This window comes from Hydrogenophaga crassostreae, assembly GCF_001761385.1.
GTDB lineage: Bacteria > Pseudomonadota > Gammaproteobacteria > Burkholderiales > Burkholderiaceae_C > Hydrogenophaga > Hydrogenophaga crassostreae.
Window position 1 is genome coordinate 1788698 of record NZ_CP017476.1, and the last position, 20278, is coordinate 1808975.

The 20278-nt window shown below is 61.8% G+C and carries 20 protein-coding genes and 2 riboswitches; of the genes, 9 read left to right on the forward strand and 11 right to left on the reverse strand.

From position 1 onward, the window contains the following. Position 1 precedes the first annotated feature (1 nt). From LPB072_RS23115 to LPB072_RS08315, 6 genes are all read right to left on the reverse strand, one after another. Complete coding sequence (locus LPB072_RS23115) at positions 2-481, reverse strand: GNAT family N-acetyltransferase (RefSeq protein ID WP_082877088.1); 480 nt, start codon at positions 479-481, stop codon at positions 2-4. Positions 482-483: 2 nt separating this feature from the next. Then, positions 484-1611, reverse strand: a complete 1128-nt coding sequence (gcvT, locus tag LPB072_RS08295) for a glycine cleavage system aminomethyltransferase GcvT (RefSeq protein ID WP_066094046.1) — start codon at positions 1609-1611, stop codon at positions 484-486. Between the two features lie 63 nt (positions 1612-1674). Next, a riboswitch (glycine riboswitch) is annotated at positions 1675-1778 on the reverse strand. Between the two features lie 12 nt (positions 1779-1790). Next, positions 1791-1917: riboswitch (glycine riboswitch) on the reverse strand. A gap of 21 nt (positions 1918-1938) precedes the next feature. Further along, positions 1939-3453 carry a choline-sulfatase gene (gene betC, locus LPB072_RS08300; protein ID WP_066094048.1) on the reverse strand — a complete coding sequence of 505 codons (1515 nt, stop codon included), beginning with the start codon at positions 3451-3453 and terminating at the stop codon, positions 1939-1941. Positions 3454-3621: 168 nt separating this feature from the next. Then, positions 3622-4176 carry a hypothetical protein gene (locus LPB072_RS08305; protein WP_066094795.1) on the reverse strand — a complete coding sequence of 185 codons (555 nt, stop codon included), beginning with the start codon at positions 4174-4176 and terminating at the stop codon, positions 3622-3624. A gap of 83 nt (positions 4177-4259) precedes the next feature. After that, the gene (locus LPB072_RS08310; protein ID WP_066094051.1) at positions 4260-4934 is read right to left on the reverse strand and encodes a nucleoside/nucleotide kinase family protein; all 675 of its coding nucleotides are present in this window, start codon (positions 4932-4934) and stop codon (positions 4260-4262) included. 117 nt (positions 4935-5051) lie between these two features. After that, a complete protein-coding gene (locus LPB072_RS08315) occupies positions 5052-6737 on the reverse strand; it encodes an electron transfer flavoprotein-ubiquinone oxidoreductase (protein WP_066094053.1) in 1686 nt (561 codons plus the stop codon). A 188-nt stretch (positions 6738-6925) separates the two neighbouring features. On the opposite strand from LPB072_RS08315, the gene LPB072_RS08320 reads away from it, so the two are divergent. The 5 genes from LPB072_RS08320 (at position 6926) to LPB072_RS08340 (ending at position 10582) form a co-directional block, all read left to right on the forward strand. Beyond that, positions 6926-7708 (forward strand): SDR family oxidoreductase, encoded by a 783-nt coding sequence (locus tag LPB072_RS08320; RefSeq protein WP_066094798.1) that lies wholly within the window; start codon positions 6926-6928, stop codon positions 7706-7708. A 162-nt stretch (positions 7709-7870) separates the two neighbouring features. Continuing rightward, positions 7871-8773, forward strand: a complete 903-nt coding sequence (locus tag LPB072_RS08325; RefSeq protein WP_066094056.1) for a DMT family transporter — start codon at positions 7871-7873, stop codon at positions 8771-8773. 10 nt (positions 8774-8783) lie between these two features. Further along, positions 8784-9236, forward strand: coding sequence for an acyl-CoA thioesterase (locus LPB072_RS08330; protein ID WP_066094058.1), 453 nt, complete (start codon positions 8784-8786; stop codon positions 9234-9236). A gap of 206 nt (positions 9237-9442) precedes the next feature. Continuing rightward, positions 9443-10279, forward strand: a complete 837-nt coding sequence (locus tag LPB072_RS08335) for an OmpA family protein (protein WP_157694177.1) — start codon at positions 9443-9445, stop codon at positions 10277-10279. 6 nt (positions 10280-10285) lie between these two features. Continuing rightward, on the forward strand, positions 10286-10582 hold the full coding sequence (locus LPB072_RS08340; RefSeq protein ID WP_066094064.1) for a hypothetical protein: 297 nt from the start codon (positions 10286-10288) through the stop codon (positions 10580-10582). A gap of 14 nt (positions 10583-10596) precedes the next feature. Here the strand turns inward: LPB072_RS08340 and LPB072_RS08345 are convergent, their stop codons facing one another. Further along, complete coding sequence (locus LPB072_RS08345; RefSeq protein WP_066094066.1) at positions 10597-11175, reverse strand: peroxidase-related enzyme; 579 nt, start codon at positions 11173-11175, stop codon at positions 10597-10599. 95 nt (positions 11176-11270) lie between these two features. Here LPB072_RS08345 and pcaC point away from each other — a divergent pair, with 95 nt between their 5' ends. Continuing rightward, positions 11271-11642: a 4-carboxymuconolactone decarboxylase gene (gene pcaC / locus LPB072_RS08350; protein WP_066094069.1), complete on the forward strand. Its 372-nt coding sequence runs from the start codon at positions 11271-11273 to the stop codon at positions 11640-11642. A 161-nt stretch (positions 11643-11803) separates the two neighbouring features. Here pcaC and LPB072_RS08355 read toward each other — a convergent pair whose 3' ends face one another. Next, positions 11804-12622 carry a helix-turn-helix transcriptional regulator gene (locus LPB072_RS08355; RefSeq protein ID WP_066094071.1) on the reverse strand — a complete coding sequence of 273 codons (819 nt, stop codon included), beginning with the start codon at positions 12620-12622 and terminating at the stop codon, positions 11804-11806. 194 nt (positions 12623-12816) lie between these two features. Between LPB072_RS08355 and iaaH the strand changes: the two genes are divergently transcribed. After that, the gene (gene iaaH / locus LPB072_RS08360) at positions 12817-14328 is read left to right on the forward strand and encodes an indoleacetamide hydrolase (protein ID WP_082877108.1); all 1512 of its coding nucleotides are present in this window, start codon (positions 12817-12819) and stop codon (positions 14326-14328) included. A gap of 7 nt (positions 14329-14335) precedes the next feature. Here the strand turns inward: iaaH and LPB072_RS08365 are convergent, their stop codons facing one another. Continuing rightward, a complete protein-coding gene (locus LPB072_RS08365) occupies positions 14336-14845 on the reverse strand; it encodes a PAS and helix-turn-helix domain-containing protein (protein WP_066094804.1) in 510 nt (169 codons plus the stop codon). Between the two features lie 164 nt (positions 14846-15009). Between LPB072_RS08365 and LPB072_RS08370 the strand changes: the two genes are divergently transcribed. Both LPB072_RS08370 and LPB072_RS08375 read left to right on the forward strand, forming a co-directional pair. Beyond that, on the forward strand, positions 15010-15711 hold the full coding sequence (locus tag LPB072_RS08370; RefSeq protein ID WP_066094075.1) for a CoA transferase subunit A: 702 nt from the start codon (positions 15010-15012) through the stop codon (positions 15709-15711). Between the two features lie 11 nt (positions 15712-15722). After that, positions 15723-16361 (forward strand): 3-oxoacid CoA-transferase subunit B, encoded by a 639-nt coding sequence (locus LPB072_RS08375; protein WP_066094078.1) that lies wholly within the window; start codon positions 15723-15725, stop codon positions 16359-16361. Positions 16362-16513: 152 nt separating this feature from the next. Here LPB072_RS08375 and LPB072_RS08380 read toward each other — a convergent pair whose 3' ends face one another. Beyond that, a complete protein-coding gene (locus tag LPB072_RS08380; protein WP_066094081.1) occupies positions 16514-18067 on the reverse strand; it encodes a TolC family protein in 1554 nt (517 codons plus the stop codon). Then, positions 18064-20253 (reverse strand): peptidase domain-containing ABC transporter, encoded by a 2190-nt coding sequence (locus LPB072_RS08385; RefSeq protein WP_066094083.1) that lies wholly within the window; start codon positions 20251-20253, stop codon positions 18064-18066. The genes LPB072_RS08380 and LPB072_RS08385 overlap by 4 nt, the downstream gene beginning before the upstream one ends. Between the last annotated feature and the right edge of the window lie 25 nt (positions 20254-20278).

Genomic DNA, 20278 nt, shown 5'->3' on the forward strand with positions numbered 1-20278 from the left:
GTCAGGGCTCCTGTTGTGTGGAAGTGGAAAAATTGAAAATCATCGGCACGTAGGCGACGCCATTCGATTCGGTGCGAACACCGGTCGCGGCAAAGCCGAAGCGCTGGTAAACCGGAACGGCGCCGGTGCTGGCCTTGACCGTGATGGCCTCTGTGTGTGGCTTGTCGGCCAGCGTGGTGAGCAGGTGTTGCCAGAGCTGTCGGCCAATGCCCTGTCCGTGCAGGTCTGAAGGCACGAACATCTGATAGAGGTGGCTGCCATCTCGCAGGCTGATGACCCCTTGCACCCGACTGTCTTGCACGGCGACCCAATAGGCGAACCTGTCCGATGCCACATTGGCGGCGACAGCGGGCTCGCGCATGGAATCCAGGATCGATTCAGCGCCCTGGCCGTCAGGCTGCAGCGTGATGTGGCGCGCTTCACCCAGCATCAGGGCACTGATGCTTGAAGCGTCGCCGGCCAGCGCAGGGCGAATCTGCACGCTCAGCCTCGGAAATAGCGGTTGGGCACGAATGGCATGGCGCTGATTTCCATGGGCACAGTTTTGCCTCGCACGATGGCGTTGATGCGGGTGCCCATGGTGGCGTGCTCGGGGCTTACATAGCCCATGGCCACCGGCTTGTCGATGTTGGGGCCGAGCAGGCCGCTGGTCACTTCGCCGATGACGGTGCCGTCCAGCGATTGCAGCTCGACGTGTTCGCGCACGGGGATGCGCTCCTGCGCGATCAGGCCCACGCGTTTCTTCATCAGGGGATCGGTGCCATCGAGCTGCGCCAGCACGCGCTCGGCGCCAGGGAATCCGCCGGCGCGCGCGCCGCCAGTGCGGCGCACCTTTTGCATGGCCCAGTTGAGGCCGGCCTGCACGGGCGTGGTGGTGGTATCGATGTCCTGGCCATACAGGCACAGGCCCGCTTCCAGGCGCAGCGAGTTGCGCGCGCCCAGGCCCACGGGTTTGACTTCGGGCTGGGCCAGCAAGGCACGGGCGAAATCGGTGGCGATGTTGGCGGGCAGGGAGATTTCGAAACCGTCTTCACCGGTGTAGCCACTGCGGGTGACGTAAAGGTCGCCGCCGGCCCATTCGAAGGCCGCGCCGGTCATGAAGACGGAATTTTCAACGCCGGGCAAGAGGCGCTGCAAGGCGGTCACGGCTTGTGGGCCCTGCAGCGCAAGCAGGGCGCGATCAAATTGGGCGTCGATGTGGCACAGGCTGCCGATGCTGGCCTTGATGTGGGCCAGATCGCTGTGTTTGCAGGCGCCGTTGACGATGACAAAAATATCCTCACCCCGGTTGACGAACATCAGGTCGTCGATGATGCCGCCCTCTTCGTTGAGCAGCAGGCCGTATCGCTGCTTGTTGATACCCAGGCCGACCACATCCACCGGCATCAGGGTTTCGAATGCGGCGGCAGCGTCTTCGCCGACGAGGCGCAACTGGCCCATGTGGGAAACATCAAACAGGCCGGCAGCGTTGCGGGTGTGCAGGTGTTCCTGCATCAGGCCCATGGGGTATTGCACCGGCATGCTGTAGCCGGCGAAGGGCACCATTCGGGCACCGAGTTCGAGGTGCAGGGCGTGCAGGGGTGTGTGGAGCAGTTCGGAGGTGTCGGACATGGCGGACTTTCAGACATTGAAATGGAGGCATGCCCAAAATTGGGCGGCCACGGTTCATCCGTGGGCTGCCTCACTGTCCGCTTTACCTGAGAGATTCACGCGGGCGATGCCGCATTTGCTCCTTCGGTGGGCGCTCTTGGTGAGCGCCTCTCTCCAGTGGGGGACACCGCCGGTCAGGGCGGTGGTTGCCAGTCCTTTTGCCTGAGCGTTCAAGAAGCGGGCGAACCGAGCAGCCCGCTGTCATTCTCTGCGCCTTCGGCGAATCTGGCCATGTCCTGAACCAGATTTCTCTCCTGACACGCAGAATTTTACCCTCAGCCGGCAGCGTCAGACCACCGGAAAGCGGGCCCGTCGCTCCAAATCGTCCAGATTGATGTGGTTGCGCATGTATTGCTGGCTGGCGTCGACCATGGGTTGGTGGTCCCAACTGGTGAGTCGGCCCCTGGTCATGGCTTCGGCAATCAAGCGGCGGCGGCGCTGGCTGGCCAGGACCTGCGCATGAATGGCGGGCAAATCCCAGCGCTGCCTGACCTCGGTCAGAAAGGCGTTGCGGCGCTCCGCGTGTTCAGGCGCATCGGCCAGATTCTTGAGTTCATCGGGGTCTTGGGCCACGTTGAACAGCAGGCAGGGGTCTTGCTCGGAAAAGATGAACTTGAAATCACCCCGGCGGATCATCACCAGCGGCGCATTGGTGCCTTCGCCCATGTATTCGCCAATCACTTCGTCGTGTCCGCCTTCACCCCTGAGGTGGGGCATCAGGGAGCGGCCGTCGAGCGCGAGCCGGGTGTCCACCTGGCCACCGGCCATTTCGACGAAAGTGGGCAACAGGTCGATGGTCGAGACCGACGCGCCCACCTTGCCCGGGGTAAAGCGGCCAGGCGCGTGCACGACCATGGGCACCCGGGCCGACATTTCGAACCAGTGCATCTTGTACCAGAGGCCACGCTCGCCGAGCATGTCGCCGTGGTCGCCGGAGAACACGATGATGGTGTCGTCGGCCAGGCCGCATTCGCCCAGCGTTTTGACGAGCTTGCCGATGTTGTCGTCGATGTAGCTGCAGGCGCCGTAGTAGGCGCGGCGAGCCTGGCGCACGGCTTCTTCGGGCATGGACTGGCCCCAGATGTCGATGACCTTGGCCACGCGCTGTGAATGCGGATCGAGCTGGTCCTGATCGATGTTGACGCGCGGCATCTGCACGTCTTCGTCGGTGTAGCGGTCGAAGTACTCGGCCGGGATGGTGTACGGGTCGTGTGGGTGCGTCATCGACACCGTGAGGCAAAACGGCTGCCCGGGTGTGTTGCGCACGTGGTCGTACAGGTATTGGCGGGCGCGGAACACCACGTCTTCATCGAAGTCGAGCTGGTTGCTGCGCACGCTGGGACCGGCCTGCAACACCGAGGCCATGTTGTGGTACCAGGTGGGACGCACATCGGGCGCGTCCCAGTTGACCGACCAGCCGTAGTCGGCGGGGTAGATGTCGCTGGTGAGCCGGTCTTCATAGCCGTGCAGCTGGTCGGGCCCGCAAAAGTGCATCTTGCCGGACAAGGCGGTGCGGTAGCCGAGGATGCGCAGGTGGTGCGCGTAGGTGGGGGTGTCGGCGGCAAGATCGGCGGCGTTGTCATAGGCGCCGATTTTGGAAGGGAGCTGGCCGGTGACCAGGCTGAAGCGCGAGGGAGCGCAGAGCGGGCTGTTGCAGTAGGCCGATTCGAACACGGTGCCGGCGGCGGCCAGCGCGCTCAGATGGGGCATCCGGATCGGCGAATCTGCCTGGTGCAGCGGCAGGATGGGTGCGGCCATCTGGTCGGCCATGATGAAGAGAATGTTGGGGCGCTTGGCGGTCATGTGGCTCCTGAAATCGCGCGGCGAAACAGTCGGCCGCGTCGGCGGTCAGTATCACATTGTGTTTTCCGGGGGGCTAATTGGGCGGGCGCTTGCGCTTTGGCGCCGATGACCTGTCTTGGCACAGGACATCGTTTGTGACCCGCCCGATTGTTCCCCGGCTGGCGTGATTCAGGCCGGCTGGGCGAGCAGCCCTTCGGGCAGCAGCTTGGCGAGGCGCTCGCTGATGCCATCCGCCCGTTCGCTGCCCGCCAGCGTTTCGACCTTGCTGATGATGTCGCGCCCGACCTTGAGCATGGCCTCACCATCGCGTGCTTCCCGCAGGGCATTGCGGTAGTGGTGCGCCAAGGAGGGGTCGCGGGGGGCGAAGAGCCGCTCGCTCAGGTCGAAGAGAAACATCCGGGCGGTGGCGAGGGACCGTTGGCCGGTGAACGGTTCACCATGGGTTTTGGCCGCAGTCGCGCGCGGGTCGGGCTTGGAGGGGGCCGCCGGCGCGGGCTCTTTGTTGTGGTTTGGGATCTGGGACGCTGGTGGGGCCGGGTGGTGCAGGTGGCCGCTCTGAAGCAGGGCCTGGATGAGCTGGCGCCCCTGACCGCCAAACAACTGGGCCAGCAGGGCGTCCGGTTTTTTGCCGTCGGCCATGAGCAGGATGGCCCTTTCTCGCTGGCCCAGCGTGCGCTTGCCTGGGCTGAGTTCTTGCCGGCCTTTATCGGTCTTGTTCAGCATGTTCTTGGGTTCCAACGACGAAACCATCACTCTGCCGCGCCATTGTGTCGACCGTGTGAAAAACCGGTCGACCGGCTGGGCTGTCAGCGCATCAACGCATAGCCACCATGGGCGGTGTCCCAGACAAGCTGGCGGTGCGCGCGGGTGCGGCAGGCTTCGATGCGGCGCGCGTTGGGTTCATCGGTCTGGGCGATCCAGGCCAGGGCTTCGGCACGGCTGCGGCCAAATTGCTGGTGCCTTTGCGCCAGCCGCTCCAGGCGCAAGCCGGTCTCGACTTGCAGGTACCAGACTTCGTCAAGGTGCGCTGCTGCCGCACGCCATGCGGGCTCGTCGAGCAGCAGGTAGTTGCCTTCGGTGATGACCAGCGGGGTTTCGGGAAAGACCGGCAGCGCACCCGCCACCGGCTCTTCGATTGCCCGTCGGAAATCGGGCGCGTAGACCACTTCGCCATCGGCCTGGGCGCGCAGGCGCCCGAGCAGGGCGGCATAACCGGCGGCGTCGAAGGTGTCGGGCGCGCCTTTGCGCTGGGCACGCCCCAGCCTCTCGAGCTCAACCTGGGCGAGGTGAAAGCCGTCCATGGGTACCGCCTGGGCGCGCGGGCCGAGGTGTTCGGCAAGTGCGGCGGCCAGGGTGGATTTGCCCGAGCCTGGTGGGCCGACGATGCCCAGCAGGCGGCGCGGGCCGCTGGCGAGCATTGCCAGTCGCTCCTGGATATCGGGACTGAGCGGGGTTGCGGGGTGTTTGGCGGCGACTGACATGGGTTGGGGGGGCATTCAAACTCGGGTTGTTTGCGGCGCGCTGAGGGCGCTGCTCGGGTGACGGCGACGAAAAAGCCGCCCAGGGGCGGCTTCTTGTTCAACGGTCGGGGCCGTGTTTCACATGCCTGCGTAGTTCGGACCGCCGCCGCCCTCAGGGGTGACCCAGACGATGTTTTGCGTCGGATCCTTGATGTCGCAGGTCTTGCAGTGCACGCAGTTCTGTGCGTTGATCTGAAGGCGGTCTTTGCCGTCGTCGGTTTTCACGAACTCGTAGACGCCGGCCGGACAGTAGCGGCTCTCAGGGCCTGCGTATTTGGCCAGGTTGATGTTGACCGGCACGCTGGCGTCTTTCAGCGTCAGGTGGGCTGGCTGCTGCTCTTCGTGGTTGGTGTTGGAGACGAACACGCTGGAAAGACGGTCGAAGGTCAGCTTGCCGTCGGGCTTGGGGTAGCTGATCTGGGGCATCTCGGCTGCGGGACGCAGCTTGGTGTGGTCCTTGACGGTGTTGTGCAGTGTCCAGGGTGGGGTGGCCACGCCCACTTTGGGCAGGAACCAGTGCTCCACACCGGTCATCAGTTTGCCCATGAGTGGACTCTTCTTGAACCAGTTCTTGAAGTTGCGGTAGGTCCAGAGTTCATCAAACAGCCAGCTCTTTTTGAAGCCTTCGGTGAAGGCCGCAAGTTCGTCGCCCTGGCGGCCGGCAGCGACGGCTTCAAACGCGGCTTCGGCGCAGAGCATGCCGCTCTTGATGGCCGCATGGCTGCCCTTGATGCGGGCTGCGTTCAGGAAGCCTGCGTTGCAACCGACCATGGCACCGCCGGGGAACACGAGTTTGGGCAGGGCTTGTGGCGTGCCGTTGTTCAGGGCGCGTGCGCCATAAGAGATGCGCTTGCCGCCTTCGATGTGGGCCTTGATGGAAGGATGGGTTTTCCAGCGCTGCATTTCTTCAAAAGGCGACATCCAGGGGTTTTCATAGTCCAGCCCGATGACGTAACCCAGCGTGACCTTGTTGCCTTCCAGGTGGTACAGGAAACCGCCACCAAAAGCGTCGTCGTTCAATGGCCAGCCAGCGGTGTGCACGACCAGGCCTGGCTTGGCCTTGTCGGCCGGCACTTCCCACAGTTCCTTGATGCCGATGGCGAAGGTTTGCGCATCGGTGCCTTGGTCGAGCTTGTACTTCGCAATGAGCTGCTTGCCTAGATGGCCGCGCGCGCCCTCGGCGAACACCGTGTATTTCGCGTGCAGCTCCATGCCAATCTGGAAGCTGTCCATGGGCTCGCCGTCCTTGCCCACGCCCTGATTGCCGGTGGCCACGCCTTTGACCGAACCGTCGTCGTTGTAGAGCACTTCGGCGCCGGTGAAGCCGGGGAAGATTTCAACGCCCAGCGCTTCAGCCTGTTCGCCCATCCATTTGGTGACGGCGCCCAGACTGATGACATAACAACCGTGGTTGTCAAAGTTGCGCGGCATCAGGAAGTCTGGCGTGCGCTTGGCGCCGGATTCGCTCAAGATCAACAGATCGTCACCGGTGACGGGTTGGTTCAGCGGCGCGCCGAGTTCTTTCCAGTTGGGAAACAACTCGGTAAAAGCCTTGGGGTCCATCACGGCGCCGCTCAGGATGTGGGCACCCGGCTCGGAGCCCTTTTCCAGGACGCACACATTGATCTCGCTGCCCTTTTCTGCCGCGAGCTGCTTCAAGCGGATGGCGGTGGAGAGGCCTGCGGGACCGCCGCCGACGACCACCACGTCGTATTCCATGGCTTCGCGGGGGCCGTAGGTGCTGAGGATGTCTTGAGGGCTCATGGGTGCTTGTCTCGCTGTCAGAAATAGATGTGGACAATGGGGTCAGAAAGGTTCGCTTCAGTTGTTGCGAGCCAGACACCCATTGTCTTGCCTGCGACCGATTTTAGAGGTCAAACGCGCACAATCGGTGTCGCATGTGCCGCGTTGGCTCTGGCGTGGCTGTTTTGGGCTTTTCAGAAGGAATTTGCATGTCTTACACCTTGGATTTGTCGGGTCGCGTGGCTTTGGTTACGGGTGCGTCGGGCGGGCTGGGCGAGCAGTTTGCCAAAACACTGGCCAAAGCGGGCGCAGCGGTGGTGTTGGCCAGTCGCCGCACCGACCGTCTGATGGCCTTGCGCGCCGAGATCGAATCGTTGGGTGGGGATGCCCATGTGGTGGCGCTGGATGTCACCGATCTGGCGTCCATCAAAGCAGCCATTGCCCACGCCGAGACCGAGGTCGGGCCGATTGACATCCTGATCAACAACTCGGGCGTGAGCACCACGCAGCGTCTGCAGGACGTGACCGAAGAAGACTACGACTTTGTCTTGAACACCAATACCAAGGGTGCCTTTTTCGTGGCTCAGGAGGTCGCCAAGCGCATGCTGGCCCGCGCCAAGGGTTCGGCACCGGGCAGTTATGTGGGCGGACGCATCATCAACATCGCTTCAATGGCCGGTCTGAAGGTATTGCCGCAGATCGGCATCTATTGCATGAGCAAGGCGGCTGTGGTGCAAATGACCAAGGCGATGGCTGTGGAGTGGGGTCGCTACGGCATCAACGTGAATGCGATTTGCCCGGGCTACATCGACACCGAAATCAACCACCACCACTGGGAAACCGAGCAGGGCCAGAAGCTGATCCAGATGCTGCCGCGCAAACGCATCGGGAAGCCCTCGGATCTCGACGCTGTGCTGGTGATGCTGTGCGCGGCCGAAAGCCATTTTGTCAATGGCGCGGTGATCGCCGCAGACGATGGATTTGGAGCCTGAATTTGTTCCCCCCTGCGCCGCCTGAGGCGTCACCCCCCAGGGGGCGATGCTGGCGGCCCGGCGGAGCCGGTTTCGCGGCATCCTGGGTTTTGCTTCCCCTTTCTTGATTGAAATAATTTGAGTTCGACAGCGACTTCGGTAACGCCAGGATTTCCGCCCGGCATGGTCACCGGCGTTCTGGCAGGCCTCGGTGCGGGCGCCTTCTGGGGCATGGCTTTTGTGGCGCCTTTGATGGCGCCGAACTTCAGCTCTGTGGACATCACGGTGGGGCGGTACCTTGCCTGCGCGCTGGTGTCGATGTTGCTGATGGCGTGGTCGGGTTTGCGTGGTCAGCGCATCTGGCCCACCTGGCGGCAAGCCGGTGCGGCTCTCTGGTTGAGCGTGCTGGGCTATACGGGCTACTACCTGCTGCTGTCGCTGGCGATTCAGACCACGGGCGCCACACTGCCGGTGCTGGTCATAGGCACGATTCCTTTGTGGATGATGTTGCTGGGGAAACCCGAGGGGCTGCTTTGGCGCAGGTTGGTTCCCGGGCTCCTCCTGACCGTGATGGGCATGGCCTTGATGATGCAGGCCACGGCGCGTGGCCTGGGCGCGGTGAACGTGGGTGGCCAGATGTGGCTCGGTGTTTTTTACGCAGGTTTGGCCGCCGCCTCATGGGTGTTGTTTGGACTGCTCAACAAGCGCTGGCTTCACAAGCACCCTGAAGTGAACTCCACCATGTGGGCCAACTGGATGGGCGTGGCTGCTGGCCTGGGCGCGTTGCCGATGTGGTTGTGGGCGGGCAGCCCCTTGCAGGGCATGGTGGAACGCCCTGGATTTGGCATGTATCTCGCTGTGTGCGCGATCACGGGGATTGGCGCGGCATGGGTGGCGTCGGTCTTGTGGAACATGGCCAGCCGGCGCCTGAGTGCCAGCCTTGCGGGGCAGCTCATCGTGAGCGAGACGGTGTTTGGCCTGCTCTACGGTTTTCTCTGGAATGCGCACTGGCCGGCTTCAATGCAGTGGCTGGCGTGCGTGTTGTTTGTAGCGGGTGTCCTGGCTTCGATCCAGGCCCATCGATAAGGAGTCAGGTTTGAAACTCGAGTTGCCGGAAGACAAGCGTTTGGTTCACAGCATGGTGGCCAATATCCGCTGGGGCGATATGGACGCCATGGGCCATGTGAACAACACCATCTATTTCCGCTACATGGAAATGGCCCGGCTCGACTGGTTCTTTGGCATGGGTTTGCCGGCCGATCCCAAGGGTGAGGGCCCGGTGATCGTGAACGCGTTTTGCAACTTCATCAAACAGCTGGAATTCCCGGGGGATGTGCTGGTGCGCACCTATGTGGGCGAAATGGGCAGGGCTTCGTTTGACACTTACCACGAGCTGCTGCGCACAGACGATCCGGACACGGTGTGCGCCAGCGGTGGCGCAACGGTGGTGTGGGTGGATTTTCCGAAACAGAAATCCATTCCGATGTCTGAAGGGGCGAGGGCACTGATTGAGGGCTCGGGCAGTGCACCGCGCTTGACGGCAAGTTGATTTTTTCTCGAAACTGTCGCGGACATCTCGCTGGAGGCATTCCGTTCATTGTCATCGACAGATGATTCTTTGAATTCGATTGAAACCAGGAAAATATGAAAGCAGGGACGTATTTGTGTGGGGCCATGTTGGTTTTGGGTTTGACCGCCCATGTTGCGGCTGGTGAGTTGCGGAATCCAGATGGTTTCAACACGCCTCAAGATCATGTGATCAAACGATCTCAGGTCGAGGACTTTGCCCAGGTGGGGCCGAACGCGACTTTCGTTTGCACGTCCACAAGCAAGAGTTGCACGGAGAAGGATGGTCCCTTCGACAAAAATGGGCAGCTCAAGGCCGAAGGAAAGGTGGAGAGCGTTGCGTATGGGCGAGCCGATAGCAAAGATGTGTCTGGTTTGCAGCTGCAAAGAACCTATGAGCGCGTGATCAAACAAATGGGCGGACGGCTGGTCGCAGTGATGTTGGGTCAAAGTGAAAAAACGGGCCAGATGAGGCAGGTCCATTTGATCGAACGCAAAGACCAAAAAAAGTGGGTCTTTGTAGACACCCGGTCTCAATACACACTGCTGAATTTGAGCGTGATCACTGAAACGGCCTTGCCCGACATACTCACTGCGGGCGAGTTCAAATCACAGCTTGAAACGCAGGGTTATGTCGCGCTCAACGTCAATTTCGACACCAACAAATCGGTGGTTCTCGACAGTGACAAGCCCACGCTGGATCAAGTGGTTTCCCTGTTGGCGTTGAGTCCAGACTTGAGGCTGTCTGTCGATGGGCATACCGACAACGAAGGCAATGCGGCTGCAAACAAACAACTTTCACAGCAGCGTGCCGAAGCCATCGTGGCCTATCTGGTGAATGCTGGGGTAGCCAAAGACCGCCTTGTTGCCAAAGGGTTTGGTTCGGAAACACCTGTGGCTGACAACCGAACCGAAGAAGGCAGGGCCAAGAACCGGCGCGTAGAGTTGGTGAAGCCCAAGCCTTCGGTGCACTCAGCGTCCGACAAGCCCACGGATTCGGTGCTTTTGAGTTTGCTTGCGCGCTAAGCGTTTATGCAGCAAACAGTTCGAGCCTGCGGCGGCATGTATGGCGATATCCGCCCGGACATGGAAGCTCAAATGCAAAGCTGGGAGAGCCGCCATGCCAAAGTCCGCGAACAGGCCTCACAGGCTTTGGTGATGGCCGCGAGGGGTAAAAAGGATGCCGCATTTGAGCAGTCCATGCGCGCAGAGAAGTCGGCAATGCAGGCCAAGCTCACTGGCAAATTGGGCATCGATTGGAAAAGGCGGCCGACGGCTCCAGAGTGCCGCAAGGTGATCGGTGCTTTGGTGGCCTTGCCTGTACCATGAAAACCCGACGTCCTCTACTTCGCTTTCGGCACCCGACCCATCAGATAGAACTCGGGGTTGGGCATCATGCCGGTGACGTTGGCCATGCGGTTCGAGAGGCCGAAGAAGGCGGTGATGGCGGCGATGTCCCAGGCGTCTTCGTCGCTGAAGCCCTGGGCGTGCAGCGCGTCGAAATCGGCGTCTTCGATTTCGTGCGCGTTGTTGCAGACCTTCATGGCGAAGTCGAGCATGGCGCGTTGGCGATCTGAGATGTCTGCCTTGCGGTGGTTCACTGCGACCTGGTCGGCCACCATGGGTTTCTTTTCATAGATGCGCAAAATGGCGCCGTGGGCCACCACGCAATACAGGCAGTTGTTGGCCGCGCTGGTGGTGGTGACGATCATTTCACGGTCGCCCTTGGTGAGCCCCGAGTCTTCCTTGAGCATCAGGGCATCGTGGTAAGCGAAGAAAGCGCGCCACTCGGCCGGGCGGCGAGCGAACCCAAGGAAGACGTTGGGAATGAACCCGGCCTTTTCCTGCACTTCCAATACCTTGGCTTTGATGTCATCCGGCAAGGTGTTGAGGTCGGGGGCCGGGAAGCGGTCAGTGCGCATGGGTCTGTCTCCGTTGAATGGTGTTGATGGCGTTGCTCGAATCAAGTCAAAGTTTATCCTTGGCCGATTTCAACTTCTGACACTTGGAGCACAGCATGCAAGATGAGCAATACCAGCAAGGTTTGAGCACCCGTCGCGAGGTCATGGGTGATGCGTTTGTGGATCGCGCCCTGGCAGGCACAACGCCCTTTACCCAACCCATCCAAGACCATATCTCTCGCAACGCATGGGGAGACGTTTGGCAGCGTGAGGGGCTGGACCGCAAGACGCGCAGCCTGGTCACGGTAGCCATGCTCACCGCCTTGGGCAAACAACATGAACTCAAGGGGCATTTGCGTGGCGCGCTGAACAACGGGGCCACGGTGCAAGAGCTGCAAGAAGTGCTGTTGCACGCGGCGGTCTATTGCGGCATTCCAGCTTCGGTGGATGCCTTTCGTACGGCGGCCGAGGTGATTGACGGCGCCTAGGGATGCTCTGCAAAACCACCGGCTCGTGCGCATCGCTGGGGTTGTGCAGCGTTTTCCCTGACCTTTGAATCGCATGCCGCAGGTTTCCCGAAGGGTTCGCGACAGATACGACCGCATCATGCGCCGCACAAGTCGACCCCCCGCGACTCGAAACGCCTTGGTCATTGAGCGGGTCGAACGACGGGCCGCTCCTGTTCCGGGTGCTGTGAGGGCAGAGACCTGGATTCCACGGTCGGGTTCTGCATGGCGCCAGCCAAGGCGCTGCGCCGCCTGAGCCCACGTTTGTCGAGGGCACGGCGCAAATAGGTGCGCACGCTGGGCACGCCAATTTTCAACGCCTGAGCAATCTCCTTGTCTGTCATGCCCCGGGCAACGCAGCGCGCAACGGCCAGCTCGCGCGGGCTGAGGGCAACCGCAGCAGGTGATGGGTCCGGCTGGCGTGGAAGCCCATTGTCCACGGTGGCAGCGCCTGCCCTTTTGAGCGCGGCCACCAGAGCCGGCTCAATGAACTCCAGGATGGAGCGGTCGTGCGCAGAAAAGTCGTTGCGGTGTTTTCCGCGCCATATACGCAGATCGCCCATGGCCCGTGTTTGGTCATAGGCATGCAAATTGATGCCCCAGTGCAGCCCGTCCCGGGCGAGAAAATCGTTGAAAAACTCCGAGCGGATGAATGCTTGCCGCGGCATGACCTCGCTTACCAAAGTGGCGCAACGGCGCTGTTGCAATTTGAAGGTGATGGGATCGCGGTACTGGAACCAGTCTTCATAGCGCTGCAGGTTGGCCTCATCCATGTTGATTGAAAAACCGTGATCGAAGCGGTTTGTCTGTGGATTCCAGATGTAGGAGGCGAAATGGTCGGCTCGGAACAGTCGCAGGAGCTCTTCACCCAGGCGCATGCGGATGTCCCGCTCGCCCAGACCCTGGGTCAGGAGCGCAAAGCAGGCCGCGAGTTGGCGTTGTTCCAGATCAGATAGGTGCATGGGCTCGGTTGCTCGGAATGACCAAGGCCGTACGTCGGTTTCCCGGACGGTATCGCATGCGTTGCACCGGGTCAATTCAGGGTTTCCTATGGCGAACGCGAAGGGCGTTGTCGTCGCTTTTGACGACAGACAGCATGGCCAGCGATGCGCATACTGATTCGGGTTGGTCGTTCAATGATTCAAAGGAGTTGCTCATGCCCCGGTTCGTTCTCACATCACTGACCCTTGCCGCCATTGGCCTCGGTGGCTGCGCCTCGCCGCCCGCGCAAGGGTCGCCAGACCTGACCAGGCTGTCGGCGTCCGAAGCTGTCGAGGCGGTCTGCTCCAGCAGGGTGAGCAGCGAGCGGTTGACCCGTGCCTACCTTGAGCGTGCCCAGGCAAGAGCCCATCTCAATGCCTTTGTCACACTGGACGCAGATGGGGCGATCGCCGCCGCACGCCGTGCCGATCAGCGGCTGGCTGCGGGTCAGCCCTGTCTGCCCTTGCAGGGCGTGCCGTATGTGGTGAAAGACAATATCGAAGTGGCAGGGTTGCCCACCACCGCCGGTACAGCGGCATTGAGCGGATTCGTCCCCAAAGTGGATGCGCCGGTGGTGAAAAAAATGCGTGATGCTGGTGCCATTCTGCTGGGCAAGACCCAGCTGCACGAGCTGGCCTTTGGCATCTCGGGTTTCAATGCCAACTTCAACACGGGCCCCGAACCCGGTGTTCGAAACGCATACGACGCCACCAAAATGGCCGGAGGCTCTTCGGCAGGCAGTGCGGTTGCGGTGGGCGCACGCATGGCACCGATGGGGCTCGGCACCGACACCGGTGGGTCCATGCGCATTCCCTGTTCCCTCAATGGCTGCGCCGCCTTGCGTCCAACCATGGGCCGCTATGCCCAAACGGGTATCGTGCCGATTTCCCACACCCGTGACACCGCTGGTCCCATGGGGGTGTCGGTGGCGGATGTGGCGCTGCTGGACGGGGTGATTGCGGGCGGCGAGCCGGTTCGCGCGGCCGACCTCAAAGGTGTTCGTCTGGGATTGGCAGCGTCGTTCCAGGCCAATCTGGATGCAGACACGCGCGCGGCATTTGATACGGCGCTTGACCGCCTGCGCACTGCTGGCGTCACCGTGGTGCCCGTCGACGCCACCCGGTTGGTCGAGCTCAATGCGGCGGTGGGATTTCCAGTGGCCCTCTATGAGGCCTATGACGACATGGTGAAGTACCTGCATGAGCGGGGCACGGGCGTGAGCGTGGCGCAGCTGGTTGCGGGCATATCCAGCCCGGATGTGAAGGGCACTTATGACGCCCTCGTGGTGCCCAGAAAGCTGCCAGCGCCGACGCCGGGCAAACTGGTGGACGCTGAGCCGATTTACCGGGCCGCGATCGATGTGCACCGGCCGGCCATGCAGCGCTGGTACACCGACACATTCGTACAGCTGCGCCTCGATGCCCTCGTGTTTCCCACGGTGCCACAGGTTGCCCCTTCGGCCGGGCCTCAAAGCAGTGCCCTGGAGGTGTTTGGTCTTTTCATTCAGAACACCGACCCGGGGAGCAATGCCGGTTTGCCCGGCCTTCAACTGCCGATGGGCATGGGTGCCAGCAGTGGCTTGCCGGTGGGCCTGGAGATGGACGGGCTGCCGGGCAGCGACAAGCGGCTTCTGTCGCTGGGCATGGCGGTTGAACTCGTGCTGGGGCGCATTCCAGCAGCGCCCTGACCGGCTCTCAGCCAGCGACCAGCCGGTGCACCAGGTCGGGTGTGCTGTGGGCTTCATACTTTCGAATCAGGCGGGCACGGTGAATCTCCACCGTGCGGTGACTGATGCCCAGCGCCTTGCCAATTTCCTTGCTGGTGAGCCCATCCATCAGCAGCGCAGCCACCTCGCGTTCGCGGCCTGTGAGGTCGGCCTTGACCGCTCGCCGCAAGCGCAGGTCTTCAAAGCTCCAGATGCCCGACTCGTGTGGTGATTCGCGTTGCAATGCCCTGCCGGTCACATGGCACCAGAAGGTTTCGCCCTTGAACCGGCCATCGAGCCGTTTCATGACGCGATCATCGGCGTAGGTGCCATTGCGCCCCAGAATCGGCTCGATGCGTGCGCCGGTTCGCTCGTACTCGGCCGCACTGGGGTAAAGAACCTGAAAGCTCTGGCCAATGAGCTGGTCGCGCGTGGCGCCAAACATCTCGCACAAAGCCTGGTTGCAGTCGACCATGATCCGGTGGCGTGACAACGCCATGCCCAGAGGCGCCAGGTCAAAGGCCAGGCGGTAGTCAATTTCTCTTTCGGGCGTGTCGCCCGCGATATGAGGGTTAGTCACTAGGTCAAACTACGTATGTGGTTACGTAGTATCGTAGCGTTTTGCCGAGCATCCTCTCGTGTTCAACCCTTGGAGCAAACGAAGTGAACAAGATTTACCCCAGCGCTGCCGAAGCCCTCAAAGGCGTGGTGGCTGATGGCCAACTGATCGCCGTGGGCGGTTTTGGCCTGTGTGGCATCCCTGAAGCCCTGATCGACGCGCTGCGCGATTCGGGTGTGAAGAACCTGACCGCGATCTCCAACAACGCGGGTGTGGACGACTTTGGTCTTGGCAAGCTGCTGCAGACGCGCCAGATCAAGAAAATGATTTCCAGCTACGTGGGTGAGAACAAGGAATTTGAACGTCAGTACCTGGCCGGTGAACTCGAACTCGAATTCACGCCCCAGGGCACGCTGGCCGAAAAGCTGCGGGCTGGCGGCGCCGGCATTCCGGCCTTTTTCACCAAGACCGGTGTGGGCACGCTGGTGGCGGAAGGCAAGGAGTTGCGCGAGTTCGATGGGGAAACCTATGTGATGGAGCGCTCGCTGATGCCCGAGGTGTCCCTGATCAAGGCCGATGTGGCCGATATGTCAGGCAACCTGCGCTTCAACAAGACGGCCCGCAACTTCAACCCCGCTGCAGCGACCGCCGGCAAGATTTGTATCGTGGAAGTCGAACGCATCGTGCCAACTGGCGATATCGAGCCCGACGATGTGCACCTGCCTGGCATTTATGTGCACCGCATCGTGCTCAATGCCTCGCCCGAGAAACGCATTGAAAAGCGCACTGTCCGCGACCGCAAATAAGGAGAACAGAAATGCCTTGGACCCAAGACCAAATGGCCGCGCGTGCGGCACAAGAATTGCAAGACGGCTTTTACGTGAACCTCGGTATCGGCATCCCGACGCTGGTGGCCAACCACGTGCCCGACCATGTCGAGGTGTGGCTGCAAAGCGAGAACGGCATGCTGGGCATCGGCCCGTTTCCGTACGACGACGAGGTGGATGCCGATCTGATCAACGCCGGCAAGCAGACCGTGACCACCATGAAGGGCTCGGCCATTTTTGGCAGCGATCAGTCGTTTGCGATGATCCGTGGCGGCAAGATCAACCTCTCCATCCTCGGTGCCATGCAGGTCAGCGCCAAAGGCGATCTGGCCAACTGGATGATCCCTGGCAAGATGGTCAAAGGCATGGGCGGTGCGATGGATCTGGTGGCGGGCGTGAAGCGCGTGATCATCTTGATGGAGCACGTGGCCAAGAAAAAAGACGGCACCGAAGATCTGAAAATCATCCCCGAGTGCACCTTGCCACTGACGGGTGTGGGTGTGGTCAACCGCATCATCACCGACCTGGCTGTGATGGATGTGACGCCTGAGGGCTTGAAGGTGGTGGAGTTGGCGCCTGAGGTCACGCGCGAATTCCTGCAGTCGAAAACGGGTGTGCCTCTGGTGTGATCACCAGGCTGGTGTGCTGTTGGAGAGCACCCGGCAGGCGGGTGCAATCGGCAACAAAAAGGCGCCATCTGGCGCCTTTTTTTTGTTTGGCCCGGCGGGTGATTGGCCCAGTGTGATCGGGGCAGGTCAGGTGTCAGCGACGCTGATGCCGTTCAAAAGCCAATGCGCCCCGCAGCCAAGCTGAGCTGCGTCTGGGCGGTGAGCTTGTCCACCAGTGCCGCGACCTGTTGGCGGCGTGCATCGGCCAGCGCCGATTGGGCGGTGAGCAAATCCACCATCGAACCCACGCCCGCCTTGTAGCGACCCTGGGCCACTTCAAGGGTGCTTTTGGCTGCGATCAGCAGGCGCTCGCTGGCCTCGACGCTTTTGCCGCTGGTGATCACAGCGCGATGGGCTTGCCAGAGCAGGGTGTCGACATCGCGCTGAACCGTTTCGAGTTCGGCTTGCTTGGCGGTCGATTGAGCCACCACCCGGGCTTGTTGGGCGCTGGATTCGCGTTCATTGAACAGCGGGAAAGTGGCTGTGAGAGAGACTCCTGTGCTGGGCACGTTGCTCACGGTGGTTGTGGTGCCATTGTTGCCCCAGTTGCTGGAGTGGCCTGCGTTGGCCGAAAAAGCCAGGTTGCCCCGCCCCGATGCTTTGACCGAGGCCAGCTGGGCATCGAGTGCTTCGATTTCGGCCCGTGTGGCACGCAATCTGGGGTGCTGCAAGCGCGCCTCTTCCCGCAAGGCAGTCAGGTCGGGCGGTGCACTTTGGGTGCGGCTCCAGGGCTCCCAGTTGGCCAGACGGATGGGTTGGGCGATGTCGGCGCCCAGGGCGAGCGCCAGCTTGCCGCGGGCGTTTTCCCAATCGCTTTCAGCGCGCACCTTGGCCAGCGTGGCCTGGGCCAGAGCGGTCTGGGCTTGCAGGCGATCGATTTGGGTGCCGACCTCGGCGTCGTAGCGGGCTTGTGCCGCCGCAGCGGTCAATGTGGCGGTGGCTTCGGCCTCGATGGCCGCGCTCATGGCTGCGTCGGCGACCACCGCCTCGCCATACAGCTGCAACAGATCGCGCACCGAGTCGAGCAGGGTATTGCTCTGCGTGGCCAAAGCCGCCGCGAGCGTCTGGCGCGCCTGTTTGAGATCGGCATCCGAGCGCCCAAAGTCGAACAGCACCCAGCCGAGATTCAAGCTGGCGTCCACCGATCGGGTGTTGGTGGCGCCATCAATGAAATTGCGTGCGGCGCTGCCTCCGACGCTGGCGCTCCAGCTTGGCCGCTTGGCGGTCTCAGCGAGGGTCACCCCGGCGCTTTGCTCGGCCACGCTCGCCAGGGCCTGACGAAGGCTTGGGCTTTTGCACAGGCTCACTGCCAATGCCTCGCTCAGGCTGAGTTGATCCCAGGCGGGCGAGGCCACCTGGGCGCATGGCCCCTGACCAGGAATCCACTGCGGGGCCTGGCTGGCCCAGTGCACCATGGTGGTTGTGGCGCTGACCGGTTGAACGGGCGTGCGGCTGGCGAGGCTGGCCGATGAAGCCAGCACCACGGGCGCCGCCCTGGGTGGTGTGGCTTCGGCGCCGGCCCGGGCATGCCACATGGGTACCAGAGTCAGTGAGCGGCTGAGTTGGAGGTGAAGCCCCGTTTCGAGGCCATGTGCCCAACCCATGTGAAGCAGTGCCAGCCCCGCGAGCGTGGGGCGCAGGACCGCGCGCAGGTGCATTTGGCTCATCGTTGCGTCAGCGCAGGCAAACCCAGGCTTTCAAAATAATCTGATGGCTCGCCATCGAACTGAACCCGCCCTTGGTTCAAAACCACCACACGCTGTGCCGAGCGAATGGTTTCCGGACGGTGGGCCACGACGATTCGGGTGATGTTCAGGGAAGCAATCGCAGCGTTGACCTTGGCCTCGGACTCCACATCCAGATGGCTGGTGGCTTCGTCGAGCACCAGAACGTGTGGGCGCTTGTAGAGGGCCCGGGCCAGCAGCAATCGCTGCTTCTGACCACCCGAAAGCACTGTGCCCATGTCGCCCACCAGCGTCTGGTAGGCCATCGGCATGAGTTCGATGTCGTCGTGAAGTGCCGCCATGCGCGCGCAGGTGGTCATCCATTCGAAGTCGGGGCGCTCGTCAAAGAAACCGATGTTGTCGCTGATGGAGCCCGCAAACAGTGTGTCGTCTTGCATCACGGTGGCCACGCCTTGGCGCCAGCGGTTGATGCCGATCTGGGCCAGTGGCAAGTCATCGGCCTTGATGCTTCCCTCGATGGGGGCGTAGGTCCCCAGAAGCAGGTTGATCAGGGTGGTCTTGCCGCAGCCCGACCGGCCGGTGATCGCCAAGACCTGCCCGGGCGGAATGCTCAGGTTCAGTCCGTCGAGCACCCAGGGCCCTTGATCGCTGTAGCGGTAGCGCACGGCTTCAAACGCGATGGTGGGGCTTTCTTGATGGGTCAATGCCAGGCCTGATCCGCGGGCAATGAGATCGTTGGCGCCCAGGCGTTCGGTTTGATCGCTTGCCGGGGTGAGAACCAGATCCGCCAGGCGCTCGGCGTGCAGCCGCAGCATTTTCAGATCGATGGCCTTGTCAATCAAGGCGATCACCCGCTGCTCGAATTGACCGCGGTAGGCCATGAAAGCGGTCAACATACCCACGGTCAGTTCGGTTGCAATGATCTGCTGGGCACCCAGCCAGACGATGAGCAAGGCCATGCCACCACTGAGAAGTCCGCGCACCACGCCGTAAATGATCTGCAGTTTCTGGACCTTGAGCCGGGCGTTGGTGGCGCTCACCATCAGGGTTTGCCAGGCGCCCTGGCGCTGGTTCTGCCGGCCAAACAACTGGATCGCCCGCATGCCGCGAATCGACTCCAGAAAGTGGCTCGATTGCGAGGCGTCGCGCACCAGGGTTTCCTCAAAGGCAGCGTACAGGGGGCGGTACCACACGAGTCGCATCAAGAGGTACAGCAGCACGGCAATCACGGCCACCCAGGCCAGTGGGGGGCTGTAAACAAACATCAGCACCAGCGTGAGAATCACCAGCAGACCATCAAACAGGGCTTCGACAAACGCCGAGGTGAGCGTGCTCTGGATTTCATCCACCGATCCGGCGCGCGAGACGATGTCTCCCAGGTGGCGGTTCTGAAAATACGACAGCGGCAAGCGGGTCATGTGTGCAAACACATTGGATTTCCATTGCAGGCCGATGGAGGTGTTGATCACCATCAGCAACCATGACCGGATCAGATTGGTGGCCTGTTGCACGATCATCAGCAGGCCAAAGCCCAGCGCCAGCGTGGTGAGCAGCTGGGTGTCGCGCGAGACGACCACATCGTCCAGCACCCATTGCATGAACAAGGGTGAGGCCAGGCCAAAGATTTCCAGAGCGAGAGAGAGCATCAGCACCTGACCCAGCGTGGTCCAGAAACCGCTGACCTGTCCGATGAGTTGCGAGAGCTTGACGCGTGTTTTTTCCTCGCGCCTGGCAAAACCGGGGTTGGGCCAGAGTTCGAGTGCCACGCCTGTGAAGTGTCTCGATACCTCTGCGAACGTCAAACGGCGCTCGCCAAAGGCCGGGTCGTGCACCACCACCTGGTCGCGGCTGACCGACTTGAGCACCACAAAATGGTTCAGATCCCAGTGCAGGATGGCCGGCAAACGAAGTTGTGCCAGTTCATTGAGTTCCAGTCGCAGGCCACGGGTGCCCAGTTGTTCCTTCTGGGCAATGTCGGTCAGTGTGGCCAGCGTGACGCCGGTCATGGCAACGGTGTGGCGGGAACGCAGTGCAGCCAGATCGGTGGCCACGCCATGGTGGTTCAGCACCATGGCCAGGCAGGCGAGACCACATTCCGCAGCCTCGGTCTGCAAAATCACGGGCAGGGTTTGACCCAGCCCAAAAGAGAGGCGATCGGTCCAAGTCACAAGATTCTCCGGGCGCGATTGATCG

Bases quoted from the DNA above. Each gene is read 5' to 3' on its own strand.
- gcvT (WP_066094046.1), bottom strand. From the start codon at position 1,611: ATGTCCGACACCTCCGAACTGCTCCACACACCCCTGCACGCCCTGCAC.
- betC (WP_066094048.1), bottom strand. From the start codon at position 3,453: ATGACCGCCAAGCGCCCCAACATTCTCTTCATCATGGCCGACCAGATG.
- LPB072_RS08305 (WP_066094795.1), bottom strand. From the start codon at position 4,176: ATGCTGAACAAGACCGATAAAGGCCGGCAAGAACTCAGCCCAGGCAAG.
- LPB072_RS08310 (WP_066094051.1), bottom strand. From the start codon at position 4,934: ATGTCAGTCGCCGCCAAACACCCCGCAACCCCGCTCAGTCCCGATATC.
- LPB072_RS08315 (WP_066094053.1), bottom strand. From the start codon at position 6,737: ATGAGCCCTCAAGACATCCTCAGCACCTACGGCCCCCGCGAAGCCATG.
- LPB072_RS08320 (WP_066094798.1), top strand. From the start codon at position 6,926: ATGTCTTACACCTTGGATTTGTCGGGTCGCGTGGCTTTGGTTACGGGT.
- LPB072_RS08325 (WP_066094056.1), top strand. From the start codon at position 7,871: ATGGTCACCGGCGTTCTGGCAGGCCTCGGTGCGGGCGCCTTCTGGGGC.
- LPB072_RS08340 (WP_066094064.1), top strand. From the start codon at position 10,286: ATGCAGCAAACAGTTCGAGCCTGCGGCGGCATGTATGGCGATATCCGC.
- LPB072_RS08345 (WP_066094066.1), bottom strand. From the start codon at position 11,175: ATGCGCACTGACCGCTTCCCGGCCCCCGACCTCAACACCTTGCCGGAT.
- pcaC (WP_066094069.1), top strand. From the start codon at position 11,271: ATGCAAGATGAGCAATACCAGCAAGGTTTGAGCACCCGTCGCGAGGTC.
- LPB072_RS08355 (WP_066094071.1), bottom strand. From the start codon at position 12,622: ATGCACCTATCTGATCTGGAACAACGCCAACTCGCGGCCTGCTTTGCG.
- iaaH (WP_082877108.1), top strand. From the start codon at position 12,817: ATGCCCCGGTTCGTTCTCACATCACTGACCCTTGCCGCCATTGGCCTC.
- LPB072_RS08365 (WP_066094804.1), bottom strand. From the start codon at position 14,845: ATGGCGTTGTCACGCCACCGGATCATGGTCGACTGCAACCAGGCTTTG.
- LPB072_RS08375 (WP_066094078.1), top strand. From the start codon at position 15,723: ATGCCTTGGACCCAAGACCAAATGGCCGCGCGTGCGGCACAAGAATTG.
- LPB072_RS08380 (WP_066094081.1), bottom strand. From the start codon at position 18,067: ATGAGCCAAATGCACCTGCGCGCGGTCCTGCGCCCCACGCTCGCGGGG.